The sequence below is a fragment of the Sphingomonas sp. R-74633 genome (assembly GCF_013416555.1).
Lineage (GTDB): Bacteria > Pseudomonadota > Alphaproteobacteria > Sphingomonadales > Sphingomonadaceae > Sphingomonas.
The window spans coordinates 171,106-183,810 of record NZ_JACCFG010000004.1; the positions used below are offsets into that span (position 1 = coordinate 171,106).

Here is a 12,705-nt window from a genome sequence, read left to right on the forward strand (position 1 = left end):
GGAAATCATCGGATTCTAGAGGGAACGCCCATGTTCAAGTCTCTCCTATTGGCGACGGCACTCTGCCTCGCCGCGCCCGCCGTCGCGCAAGTTGCGCCCTTCCCGACTAGCTTCAAGACCCAGGACATCGCGGCCAACGGCACGACCATCCATGTGCGCGTGGGCGGGCATGGTCCGGCGGTGCTGCTGCTCCACGGCTATGGCGAGACGGGCGACATGTGGTCGCCACTGGCCGCGGCGCTCGCGACCGATCACACCGTCATCGTGCCCGATCTGCGCGGCATGGGACTGTCCTCGCACCCCGCCGGGGGCTTCGACAAAATGACCCAGGGGCGCGACATGCAGGCGGTGCTTGCGGCGCTGGGCGTGCAGAAATTCGATCTCGTCACGCATGACATCGGCAACATGGTCGGGTTCGCGCTGGCCACCCAGCAGCCCGACCGGGTCGGCCGCTTCGTGCTGATTGACGCGCCGGTGCCGGGTGTCGGCCCCTGGGAAGAAGTTCTCAAGAACCCGCTGCTCTGGCACTTCCGCTTCGGCGGGCCGGACATGGAGCGCCTCGTCGCCGGGCGCGAGCGGATCTATCTCGACCGCTTCTGGAACGAGTTTTCGGCGCATCCCGATCGGTTCGACGAGCTTTCACGCCAGCATTATGCCGCGCTCTACGCCCGGCCCGGCGGCATGCATTCCGGCTTCGCGCAGTTCGCCGCCTTCGACCAGGATGCTGTCGACAATCGCGCCTGGCTGGCCACCGGCAAGAAGCTGAACATGCCGGTCCTGGCGCTGGGCGGCGAAAAGAGCTTCGGCCCGATGATGGCGGTCGTGATGCGCGCCGCCGCCACCAATGTGACCGAAGGCGTCGTCCCCGATTCCGGACATTGGGCAATGGAAGAGAATCCCACCGCGACGATCGCACTCGTCAAGAACTTCCTCGGCGCGGGCCAATGAGCCCGCGCGTACTCGCCGCAGCAACCCTGTCCTTCGCGATCGGGATGGCGCTGCCGGCCCATGCCCAGGCGCAGCAGGAGCGGCTGACCCCGACCGAAATAGAGGCGATGGCCAAGGGCGGCGCTGGGGCCGGCACCTCCGGCGTCGCCGGGATCCGCACCACGGTGCTGCTCGGCGACCCGACCGCTGCAGGCCCCTACACGATCGAAATCCGCGTACCGGCGCATACCCGCATCGAGGCGCATGCGCACCGTGACAGCCGCACGGCGGTCGTGGTCAGCGGCACCTGGTATTTCGGCTATGGCAAGACCGCGGAGGAGGCCCGGGTGAAAGCGCTGCCGCCGGGCAGCTTCTATACCGAGCCCGCCGACGATCCGCATTTCGCGCTCACCCGCGAGCAGCCGGCGATCGTCTATATCAGCGGCTGGGGCCCGACCGACACGCGCTACACCGCCAAGCCCTGACGCGCATTTCTCAACCCGAGCGACCCGACCTGCGGCCCCGAGCTCAGCGCTCGATATAGCCGCGGCGGGTCGCCACGGTCACGGCATGGGTGCGGTCATGCACCCCCAGCTTCTCGAATATCGTCTTGAGCTGCGCCTTGATCGTGTCGACCGAGAGCGTGAGCCGCCAGGCGATCTGCTTGTTGGGATGGCCCTCCGCCACGAGCGCGAGAATGGCGATCTCCCGCTCGGTCAGGGGCGGATCATATGCATGTTCCGCCAATGCGTGCGCTGTATCCGAACAGACGGCGCGGCGCCCCGCATGGACCGAACGGATGGCGCCCAGCAGCTCGCCCCGGATGCAGTTCTTCAGCAGATAGCCCGATGCACCGGCGCGGATCGCGCGGATCGCGTTGGCGTCGCCGGCATAGGTGGTGAGCACCAGGATCCTGGCGTCGCCGGAAAAGCCGCGTATCGCCTGGATCGCCTCGATCCCGCCCATGCTTTCCATCTGCACGTCCATCAGCGTGACGTCGGGCTCAAGCTCGCGGAACTTCTCGATCGCCTCGGCACCGTCGCACGCCTCTCCCACCGCTTCCATATCGTCCTGCCGCGCCAGCAGCCCGGCAATGCCGTCGCGCACCATCGGGTGATCGTCGACGATCAGGACACGGATCGGAGAAGCGCTGTTCGATGCAAGGGTCATCGGAAGCTCCACAGGCGCGCCAGCAGGCCGCGCGTTCCAGCCTTGTACGCAATCGTGCCCGGTACGCTTAGCACCATTTCGGTACCCTGATCCGGGAGCGGCCCGATGACAAGCCGCCCGTTCAATTTGCGCGCGCGCTCGCTCATGCCGGAAAGGCCGAAATGGCCGCGCCGCCCCTTTTCCGCGAGCTCCGGCTCAATACCGATCCCGTCATCGGCGATGCGCAGGGAGAAGTTCATGCCGTGCCGGATCTCGACGGTGACGCGGCGGGCGCAGGCGTGGCGCCAGGCGTTGAACAGCGCCTCGCCGGCAATGCGCGCGACTTCGTCGAGCGTCGACGGGTCCATGGCGCGCGGCGCGCCGGTGGTGGTGAGCGAAAGCTGGACGCCGGGATCGAAGCCCTGCCGCGCGATCAGGTCGCGGATGACCAGTTCGACATCGCCTTCCTGCTGCGTGCGCAAATCCTGCACACGGTCGCGCCCTTCGGCGATCACCTGGTCGGCAGTGTCGATCGCCTGGATGAGCGAATGCCGGCCTGGCAGCTTTGGCGAGAGGTCCTCCACTGCCAGCTGGAAGCGCAAAGTGAGCGCCTGCACGGCCTGCAACAAAGTGTCGTGCAGCTCGCGCGCGATGCGCTCGCGTTCCTCGATCCGCTCGGCCATGCGCAGCCGGATACGGCCAGCGACCGCGCGCATCCGCATCGAATAGGCCAGCCAGACGAGCGCCAGCAACGCGGCCGCGCAGAGCAGCTTGAACGGCCAGCTCTGCACGAAAGTGGGACGGATCTCGAAGTCGAGCGCCGCACCGGTGCGATTCCAGCGCCCGTCATTGTTCGCCGCGATCACCTGGAAGCGATAATGGCCGGGCCCGAGATTGGCATAGGACGCCACGCGCCGCGCACCGGCGTCGACCCAGTTTTCATCCACCCCGTCCAGCCGATAGCGAAATCGCACACGCTGCGGCACCGCCAAGCTGAGTCCGGCATAGGCGATGTCGAGTGCGCGGGTGCCCGCCGCGAGCACCAGCGCGCGGGGATCGCGCCAGGTCTGGCCGCCACTGGTGAGCGCGCGGATCGCGACCGGCGGCGCGAGCGGGTTCCGCTCGAGCGTAGCGGGGTCGAAATAAGCGGCGCCCTGGCGGTTGAGGAACCAGATCCTGCCATCACCGCCGACCACGCTCTGGGTGCCGGAGAAGCCGGCATGCTGGGCGGCGCTGACCAGCCCGTCCTGCGCGTTGAACAGAGTGCGCTCCAGCGGCGCGCGCGGATCGGCAAAGGCGCGGTCAAGATCGGCGGTGGCGACCCGGGAGATCCCCGTCCGTCCGATGAGCCAGGTCTCGCCGCGCGACGTCTGCACCAGTGCGCGAAGCCAGGCCAGCCAGGGGAAGCGCGCTTCGCCCAGCCGCGCCACCCGGCCCTGGCGCACCCGCACCAGCCCCTGGCCATCGCTCAGGAAGAGATCCTGCGTGCCGGCCGCGAGCATCGTCGCCATGCCGAGATTGGTGACCACGGTCAGCCGGCTGCCTTCGATCATCGCCAGGTTCGGGCGCGCGGTGAACGCGATATCGCCCGACGGCGTGGCGATCATGTCCCAGACCGGCTGCTCGCCCAGCTTGCCGGAGCTGGTGTGCCATCCGCTGGCGTCGCGCCAGGTCAGCGGGCGGCCGAAAAGCACTACCCATAGCCGCCCGAGGCGATCCTCGGCGCAACTGGTCGGCGACGCATCGCTGGCGAAACCGGGCGAGGATTCCGCCCGGTCGCCAATCACGCGGAGCGTCCGCGAAGCCTCGACGATCCAGACGCCGCCGCTACGGGCGGTGCAGATCGATTGCCCCTCAGCATCCAGTTTAAGGATCGGCCGGGGCGCCGCACCCGGAGTGACCCGGAACAGCGTCTGCTGCGATTCGATATAGACGCTTCCGTCGTTCGCCCGCGCGATCGCAAGGCCATGGGTCGGGTCCGCGGGGATGGCCTGTGCCTGCACCGCGCTTGCCCGGCGGAACTGGTCGAGGCCAGCTTCGGTGGCGATCCAGATACTGCCTTCGCGATCGACGAACGACGAATAGGCGAAGTCGGACGTGAGTCCGTCCGTGGCCCGGAAAGCATAAGCGGGCGTCATCGATCCGCTGACCGCACCCAATGCACCCGGAATATAGGAAATCCCGACCGCGGCAGTCGCATTCCACAGCCCTCCGCGCCCGTCGAACAGAGGCACGATCGTGCGGGCATCCGCGACAGCGGGCAGGCGTACCCCGGAGGCGGACGCCCTGCCCCGCCCGTCCACAACCCTGTAGGTGCCCGCCTTGTCCGAAACCCATAATGCGCCGCTCGCATCGAGCGTGATCCGCGGCCGTGCAGACAGCCGGTCCGGCAGGAGCTGGAAATGGCGGGCATGCGGCGCGAGGAACGCAAGGGCGCCGGTGTTTCCGCCCTGATAAGACAACGCGACCCACAGCGTGCCATCCCGAGTGAATTCCAGCCCCATAACGGCGCCGTCGGGCAACTGCACGGCATCGCCCACCGACTGCCAGCGCCCGTCCTTGAAGCGCCGCAACTGCCGGTCGAACCGAGCCGATGCGATCCATACCGCTCCGTCCGGCGCCTGGGCCATCAAGCCGGTCGAAATAAGGGGATCGGGCATGTGCAGATCGACCAGGCGGCCGCCGCGATAGACCGCGATCCCGGCCTTGTCGCCAAGCCCGACCCAGAGTTCACCGTTGCGGGCGGTCATCAGCCCGGTGGGTTCGGCATGCTGCTTGTGCGTGCCGGCCGGCCAGTCGATCTTCTCGAAGCTGACTCCGTCGAACCGGTACAGCGCATCGCCTGCCAGCCAGAGATAGCCGTCCCCACTCTGCGCGATCTTGTAAATGCCGTCCGGCGCGCCCTCGTCAGGGCCCCAGCGGACATGCTTGAACCCGCCAAAGCCGGCCGGCGCGACCTGCGCGTGGGCCAGGGTCGCAGCCAGCACCAGCGACAGTCCGACCGCAAGCAATGCCAGCAACCGGGTGTACCGCCTTTGCTCACGCACGAGGATAATCGGCCAATCCATCAACCCCCGCCCCATTCGGATCGTCCCCAGCTAGCTGCGCCCTCCCGCGCCGCACAACTATGATTTCTTTTCTGCCCGCATCTTGTTCAATCAACCGCCCCAACTGGATCGCGTCCGTTCCTCCGCGAAACTGCACGAGCACCAATGCCTTGGCGGCCAGGAATACCCGGCTCCGGGAGGTATTTCCTTTAATCGCATTTACTTGTCGGAGAAATTTCAACCTCGCCGTGAGAAAGCTCGTCAGGCGTTGACCTGTGAGGCAGGACCGATAGCCTCGTGCGCGTAGACCTGGGGACCGGCGTTGCGCATTGCCATTATCGACGACAGCGGCTTGCGCGCGACGATCCTCGAGGAAGGATTGCGCGAAGCGGGCTTCGAGGAGATCGAAGTCGTGCCCCCGCACGGCGCTTTTGTCGCGCGGCTCGAGCGGATGGCGCCCGATGTGGTGCTGATGAACCTGGGCAATGCCAATCGCGATTCGCTGGAAGAGATGCTCACGGTCAGCCGGGCGCTGGCGCGGCCGATCGCGATGTTCGTCGATCAGTCGGATGAAGGCATGATCGGCGCGGCGATCGATGCGGGCGTCTCGGCCTATGTCGTCGACGGGTTGCGCAAGGAACGCGTAAAGCCGGTGCTCGAGCTCGCGATCCGCCGGTTCAACGCATTCTCCAAGCTGCAAACCGAGCTCGACGCCGCGCGCACCGAGCTTGCCGAGCGCAAGACGCTCGACCGCGCCAAGGCGATCCTGATGCAAAGCCGCGGCCTTGCCGAGCCCGAAGCCTATGCGCTGCTGCGCACCACCGCGATGAAGCAGGGACGGCGGATCGTCGAAGTCGCCGAGGCCCTGATAACTGCCGCCGACCTGTTTGGAGACGGGCGATGACGCCGCTTTCGATCGCCTTCCTCCCGCTCACCGACAGCGCCCCGCTGATCGTCGCCAGGGAACGCGGCTTTGCCGAGGCCGAGGACATCGCGCTCACTTTGGTGCGCGACACGAGCTGGGCGACGGTGCGCGACCGGCTGGTCTATGGCCAGGTCCAGTGCGCACATATGCTGGCGCCGCTCGCGGTGGCGGTGACGCTCGGGTTGAGCCAGGCCCCCTGCCCGATCGCCGCGCCTTTCAAGCTCAACGACAATGGCAACGCGCTGACATTATCGTCCGAACTCGCCGCCGCGCTCGATCCCGATCCGCGCAGGCGCGTCGAGGATCCGGTGGCGACCGCGCATGACTTCGCCAATGCGATCGGGCTGCATCGCCGCAAGCCGGTGATCGGCATCGTCCACCGCTTCTCGAGCCATGCGCTGATGCTGCGCTACTGGCTCGCTTATGCGGGCGTGAACCCGGACCGCGACGTGACGCTCAGGGTGCTGCCGCCCTCGCTGATGGTCCAGGCACTCCGGCTTGGCGAGATCGACGGCTTCATCGCCGGCGAGCCGTGGAGCAGCGTTGCGGTGGCCGAGGGGATCGGCGAGATCGCGGCGGCGGGCGTGAACATCTGGCAGCGCGGCGTGGAGAAGGTGCTCGCAACGCGCGCCGATTGGGCCGAGGCCAATGGCGAGCAGCTCGGCCGGCTGCTGCGCGCGCTCGATCGCGCAGCCGCCTGGTGCGACGATCCGGCCAATCATGCCGAGCTAGCGGCACTGCTCGCCCGGCCCGACCATGTCGGCCAGCCTGCCGAGCTGATCCTTCAGGCGCTTGCGGGGCGGATGCCGCTGACGCGGGGTGGCGATGTCGTCGATCTGCCAGATTTCACGGTCTTCCACCGCGGTGCGGCGAACTTCCCGTGGCGCAGCCAGGCGCTGTGGATCTACTCGCAGTTCGTGCGCTGGGGGATGGTCGATCCGAGTGCCGAGGCAGAGCGCGCGGCGGCAGGGGTGTTCCGCTCCGATCTCTACCGCGCGGCGCTTGCCGGGCACGGCGTGGCGATGCCCGGCGCGAGCATGAAAGTGGAGGGTGCGCTGGCCAATCCGCTCGCAGCTGCGTCACACCAGGGCAATCTGACGCTAGCGCCCGATCGGTTCTTCGATGGCAAGTCTTTCGATCCGCAGGATATTTCCGGCTATCTGCACGCGCTGCAATCGATCTGAAATTTTTGCACTTGCGAAGAGACGCAACTCGCGTCAGCTTTGACGAGTCGCCCGAATGGCCGGGTGACGCATATCGGAGGTTCGCGGCGACGTAGGCGCGGGCATCCACCGGAATTCAGCAAAGCCGCTGTCCGATCCCCGCCTCGCGGGAGATCGGCAGCGGCTTTTTTCGTGCCTTCGGCACGGGGAAGGCAGTGGCAATGAAGGTCGCGGAACTGATGCGCGAGGGCTTCGAGGCGATTGGCGGGGGCTCCGACGTCGACTCCCTCCCGGCGCGCAAGGCGAAGTCGGCATTCTGGAGCAGCGGCCACACGCCGACGCTGGTCGCTGCCTTCCTCTATTTCGACCTCGCCTTCATGGTCTGGGTGCTGCTCGGCCCGCTCGCGCCCGAGATCGCCAGGGACATCGGACTCAGCCCCGCGCAAAAGGGCCTGATGGTCGCGACGCCAACGCTGGCCGGCGCGGTGCTGCGGCTGTTCGTCGGGCTGCTCGCCGACCGGATCGGCCCGAAGCGCACCGGTGTGATCGGACAACTCGTGGTAATCGGCGGGCTGCTCACCGCCTGGTGGCTGGGCGTGCACAGCTTTGCCGGCACGCTCGCGCTCGGCGGCGTGCTCGGCTTTGCCGGGGCGAGCTTCGCCGTGGCGCTGCCGCTCGCGAGCCGCTGGTATCCGCCCGAGCATCAGGGCAAGGCGATGGGCATTGCCGGCATGGGCAATTCGGGCACCGTGCTGGCGGCACTGTTCGCTCCTGCGCTGGCCAAGGCGTTCGGCTGGAACGCCGTGCTCGGCCTCGCCTGCATCCCGCTCGCGATCGTGCTCGTGGTCTATACGATCCTCGCCAAGGACGCGCCCAACCAGCCCGCGCCGAAGCCGATCGCCGCCTATCTCACGCCGCTGCGCACCGCCGACGCCTGGTGGCTGATGCTGTTCTACGGCGTCACCTTTGGCGGCTTTTCTGGCCTCGCCTCCTCGCTCACCATCTATTTCACCGACCAGTTCGCGCTGAGCACGATCACCGCCGGCTATTGCACCGCGGCCTGCGTGTTCGCCGGGTCGCTGGTCCGCCCGCTCGGCGGCGCGCTGGCGGACCGGGTCGGCGGCGTCACGGCACTGACCGCGGTCTATGTCGTCGCGGCGCTCGCGCTGCTCGGCGTCAGCACCTCCCCCGCCAGCCTCCCCCTCGCCCTCACCCTGTTCGTCATCGCGATGCTTGCGCTCGGCACCGGCAATGGCGCGGTGTTCCAGCTCGTCCCGCAACGCTTCGGCAAGGAAATCGGCATCCTGACCGGGCTGGTCGGCATGGCCGGCGGCGTCGGCGGCTTCTACCTCGCCTCGTCGCTCGGCCTTGCACGGCAGATGACCGGCAGCTTCGGCCCGGGCTTCCTGATCTTCGCACTGCTCGCGCTGGCCGCGCTTACCGCGCTCAGCCTGGTCAAGGGCAAGTGGCGCGCGCGCTGGACCGCCGCCGCTGCCGGCGTCCGGATCTGATGCGCGCCGCGCTCCTCTTCCCCCTCGCCATCGCCGCCACCCCGGCGATGGCGCAGGAGATGAAGCCGATCATCGACGCGCGGCTGCGCTATGAAGGCGTCGATCAGCGCGGCTTCGCGAACGACGCCGACGCGCTCACGCTGCGCCTGCGCGCCGGGTTCGAGCTCAAGCAAGGCGATTTCGCGCTGCTCGCCGAGAGCGAGGGCACGCTCGCGCTGGTCGAGCGCTACAATAGTTCGGTCAATGGGCGCACCGGCTATCCTACCGTCGCCGATCCCGAGAATGTCGAGATCAACCGGCTCCAGCTCCAGTATCGCGGGCTGAAGAACACGCTGTTCACCGCCGGGCGCCAGCGCATCCTGCTCGACGACCAGCGCTTCGTCGGCAATGTCGGCTGGCGGCAGAACGAGCAGACATTCGATGCGGTGCGCGTGGAGAGCAAGGCGCTTGGGCCGGTGGCGATCGACCTGACCTACGCCTGGGCGGCGCGTACCATCTATGGCGTCGAAAGCCCGATCGCCCGGATCGGCGGCGACAATGTCTTCGCCGGTGCCGTGGTGAAGCTGGGCCCGGTTTCGGCCAAGGGCTTTGCCTATCTGGTCGATCAGGACGCCCCCGGCCGCCGGCAATTCTCCAGCCAGACCTATGGCCTGCGCACCGCCACTGCGCTGCCGGTCGGCCCGGCCAAGCTCTCGCTCACCGCCAGCTATGCCCGCCAGTCGAACTGGCGCGACAATCCGAGCAACTATGCCGCCGATTACTGGCTCGCCGAGGGCCAGCTCCAGCTCAAGGCCTTTGGGTTGAACGGCGGCTATGAAGTGCTGGGCTCGGATAGCGGCACCAGCTTCCAGACCCCGCTCGCCACGCTGCACAAGTTCCAGGGCTGGGCGGACAAGTTCCTGACCACCCCCGCGGACGGCATTCGCGATCTGTACGCAGGCGGCAGCTATGCGCTGGCGCTGGGCAAGGCGCCGCCGTTGACTCTGCAGGCGACCTGGCACCGCTTCGACAGCGACCGGAACACCCGCCGCTACGGCAGCGAATGGGACCTGCAGCTTGGCTTCAAGCCGGCCAGGCAGCTCGCTGCCACGATCAAATATGCCGACTACCGCGCCGCCAGCTTCGCGACCGACACGCGCAAGCTGTGGCTCCAGCTCGATTTCAGCCTGTGAGTATCCCCGCATGACCCACCATATCGACCGCCCGCATCTGGTGGTGATCGGCAACGGCATGGCCGGCTGCCGCGCCATCGAGGAGCTGCTCGCCCGCGATCCAAACCGCTACCGGGTAACGATCTTCGGCGCCGAGCCGCATGTGAACTACAACCGGATCATGCTCTCCCCCGTGCTCGCCGGCGAGAAGAGCTTCGACGAGATCGTGATCAACCCGCGCGACTGGTATGACGGCAATGGCATCGAGCTCGTCGCCGGCGATGCGGTCGCGGCCGTGGATCGCGAAGCCCGCACCGTCACTGCGCGCAGCGGCCGGACGGTCTCCTATGACAAGCTGCTGATCGCCACGGGCTCCGATCCCTTCATCATCCCGGTGCCGGGCAAGGACCTGCCTGGGGTGATCAGCTTCCGCGACATGAAGGATGTCGATGCGATGCTGGCAGCTGCCGCAAGCGGCGGCGACGCAGTGGTGATCGGCGGCGGCCTGCTCGGGCTCGAGGCGGCGCACGGGCTCACGCTGCGCGGCATGAAGGTCACCGTGATCCACCTGATGCAGACGCTGATGGAGCGCCAGCTCGACGAGGCCGCGGGCTGGCTGCTCAAGTCCGAACTCGAATCGCGCGGCCAGACGATCCTCACCGGCGCCGACACCGCCGAGATCGTCGGCACCGATCATGTCGAGGGCGTGAAGCTCAAGGACGGGCGGGTGATCCCGGCCAGCCTGGTGGTGATGGCGGTCGGCATCCGCCCGTCGACCGCGCTGGCACGCGAAGCCGGGCTCGCGGTCGGCCGCGGCATCCAGGTCGACGACCATATGGTGACCAGCGATCCGGACGTGCTCGCGGTCGGCGAATGCGTCGAGCATGACGGCAATGTCTATGGCCTGGTCGCGCCGCTCTGGGAGATGTGCCGCGCACTCGCCGACGGGCTGGTCGAGGCGCCCACCGGCTATCGCGGCTCGGTCACCTCGACCAAGCTCAAGGTCTCGGGGATCGACCTGTTCTCGGCCGGGGACTTCTCGGGCGGCGACGGCGCCGAGGACATCGTGCTGCGCGACGCCAGCCGCGGGGTCTACAAGCGCGTGGTGATCAAGGACGACCGGCTGGTCGGCGCGGTACTCTATGGCGATACCGCCGATGGCAGCTGGTATTTCGACCTGCTCAAGAAGCAGGAGGACATTTCCAGCCTTCGCGACCTGCTGATCTTCGGCCAGGCCTATGCCCAGGGAGGGGGGCAAGCGGACCCTAAGGCGGCCGTTGCGGCGCTCTCGGACGATGCCGAGATCTGCGGCTGCAACGGCGTGTCCAAGGGCCAGGTCGTCGCCTGCATCGCCAAGGGGGCGGCGAGCCTCGACGCGGTGCGCGCCGGCTGCAAGGCTTCGGCGAGTTGCGGCTCGTGCACCGGGCTGGTCGAGACCCTGCTCGCAGTCACGCTCGGCGATGCGGTCCAGGCGGGCCCGAAGACGATGTGCAAATGCACCAGCTTCGGCCATGACGATGTCCGCCGCGAGATCGTCGCGCAGGCCATGCGCTCGATCCCCGAGGTGATGCAGAAGCTGCACTGGGCCACGCCCGATGGCTGCTCCTCCTGCCGTCCCGCGCTCAATTACTACCTGCTCTGCGCGCTGCCCGGCGAGTATCAGGACGACCAGCAGAGCCGCTTCGTCAACGAGCGGATGCACGCCAACATCCAGAAGGACGGCACTTATTCGGTTGTCCCGCGAATGTGGGGCGGGATCACCAGCCCGCAGGAACTGCGCGCGATCGCCGATGTCGTCGAGAAATACGACGCGCCGATGGTCAAGGTCACCGGCGGGCAGCGGCTCGACATCTTCGGGATCAAAAAGGAGGATCTGCCCGCGGTCTGGGCCGATCTCAATGCCGCCGGGATGGTATCGGGCCACGCATACGGCAAGGCGCTGCGCACGGTGAAGACCTGTGTCGGCTCCGAATGGTGCCGCTTCGGCACGCAGGACTCCACCGGCCTCGGCGTGAAGCTGGAGCGCGGCTTCTGGGGTTCGTGGATGCCGCACAAGTTCAAGATGGCGGTGTCCGGCTGCCCGCGGAACTGCGCCGAGGCAACGATCAAGGATTTCGGCGTGGTCTGCGTCGACTCTGGGTACGAACTCCATGTCGGCGGCAATGGCGGCATCCATGTCCGCGCGACCGACCTGCTGGTGAAGGTGACGACCGAGGAAGAGGCGATCCACTACGCCGCCGCCTTCGTCCAGCTCTACCGCGAGGAAGCGCGCTATCTCGAGCGCACCGCGCCGTGGATCGAGCGGATCGGGCTGCAATATCTGAAGGACCGCATCGTCGAGGATGCGGAGAACCGCGACACGCTCGCCGCGCGCTTCTGGCATTCGCAGAGCTTCAGCCAGGACGATCCCTGGGCCGAGCGCGCCGCCGGCCAGGCCCGCGAGCAGCATGCCCACATGGCTGCCTTCAATCCCATCCGCGAGGAGGAAATCGCATGATCGGCGAGTGGCTCGATATCGGCTGGCTGCAGGAAATCCCGGTGCGCGGCAGCCGCACCATCCCCGTCGACGGCGGCGAGGAGATCGCGGTGTTCCGCACCGGTGACGACAAGGTGTTCGCGCTGGTCAATCGCTGCCCGCACAAGGGCGGTCCGCTCAGCCAGGGCATCGTCCATGGTCACAGCGTCGCCTGCCCGCTGCACAATTGGAACATCGCGCTGGCGACGGGCGAAGCACAGGGCGGCGACAAGGGCTGCACCCCGGTGATCCCGGTGAAAATCAGCGGCGGCCGCGTGCTGATCTGCCGCGCCGGCGCGCTCGCGGCGGCTGCCTGA

Annotated in this window: 10 protein-coding genes; 8 read left to right on the top strand and 2 right to left on the bottom strand. The window is 67.6% G+C overall.

Features of this window, described 5'->3' with window-relative positions; all coding sequences use genetic code 11:
• Positions 1-30: 30 nt before the first annotated feature.
• The gene (locus HZY97_RS14345; RefSeq protein WP_180145032.1) at positions 31-948 is read left to right on the top strand and encodes an alpha/beta fold hydrolase; all 918 of its coding nucleotides are present in this window, start codon (positions 31-33) and stop codon (positions 946-948) included.
• Positions 945-1,412, top strand: coding sequence for a cupin domain-containing protein (locus HZY97_RS14350; RefSeq protein WP_218943076.1), 468 nt, complete (start codon positions 945-947; stop codon positions 1,410-1,412). The genes HZY97_RS14345 and HZY97_RS14350 overlap by 4 nt, the downstream gene beginning before the upstream one ends.
• A 43-nt stretch (positions 1,413-1,455) precedes the next feature.
• Here HZY97_RS14350 and HZY97_RS14355 read toward each other — a convergent pair whose 3' ends face one another.
• A complete protein-coding gene (locus tag HZY97_RS14355) occupies positions 1,456-2,097 on the bottom strand; it encodes a response regulator transcription factor (protein ID WP_180145035.1) in 642 nt (213 codons plus the stop codon).
• Positions 2,094-5,144, bottom strand: coding sequence for a sensor histidine kinase (locus HZY97_RS14360; protein ID WP_180145037.1), 3,051 nt, complete (start codon positions 5,142-5,144; stop codon positions 2,094-2,096). Before HZY97_RS14360 ends, HZY97_RS14355 begins: the two co-directional genes overlap by 4 nt.
• A 301-nt stretch (positions 5,145-5,445) precedes the next feature.
• Here HZY97_RS14360 and HZY97_RS14365 point away from each other — a divergent pair, with 301 nt between their 5' ends.
• The 6 genes from HZY97_RS14365 (at position 5,446) to nirD (ending at position 12,705) form a co-directional block, all read left to right on the top strand.
• Positions 5,446-6,027 carry an ANTAR domain-containing response regulator gene (locus tag HZY97_RS14365; protein ID WP_180145040.1) on the top strand — a complete coding sequence of 194 codons (582 nt, stop codon included), beginning with the start codon at positions 5,446-5,448 and terminating at the stop codon, positions 6,025-6,027.
• Entirely contained in the window at positions 6,024-7,232 is a 1,209-nt protein-coding gene (locus HZY97_RS14370) for a CmpA/NrtA family ABC transporter substrate-binding protein (protein WP_180145043.1), read from the top strand. The genes HZY97_RS14365 and HZY97_RS14370 overlap by 4 nt, the downstream gene beginning before the upstream one ends.
• A gap of 218 nt (positions 7,233-7,450) precedes the next feature.
• Positions 7,451-8,722, top strand: coding sequence for a nitrate/nitrite transporter (locus HZY97_RS14375; protein WP_180145924.1), 1,272 nt, complete (start codon positions 7,451-7,453; stop codon positions 8,720-8,722).
• Positions 8,722-9,894, top strand: a complete 1,173-nt coding sequence (locus HZY97_RS14380; protein ID WP_180145046.1) for an alginate export family protein — start codon at positions 8,722-8,724, stop codon at positions 9,892-9,894. The genes HZY97_RS14375 and HZY97_RS14380 overlap by 1 nt, the downstream gene beginning before the upstream one ends.
• A gap of 10 nt (positions 9,895-9,904) precedes the next feature.
• Positions 9,905-12,370, top strand: a complete 2,466-nt coding sequence (nirB, locus tag HZY97_RS14385; protein WP_180145049.1) for a nitrite reductase large subunit NirB — start codon at positions 9,905-9,907, stop codon at positions 12,368-12,370.
• The gene (gene nirD / locus HZY97_RS14390; RefSeq protein ID WP_180145052.1) at positions 12,367-12,705 is read left to right on the top strand and encodes a nitrite reductase small subunit NirD; all 339 of its coding nucleotides are present in this window, start codon (positions 12,367-12,369) and stop codon (positions 12,703-12,705) included. Before nirB ends, nirD begins: the two co-directional genes overlap by 4 nt.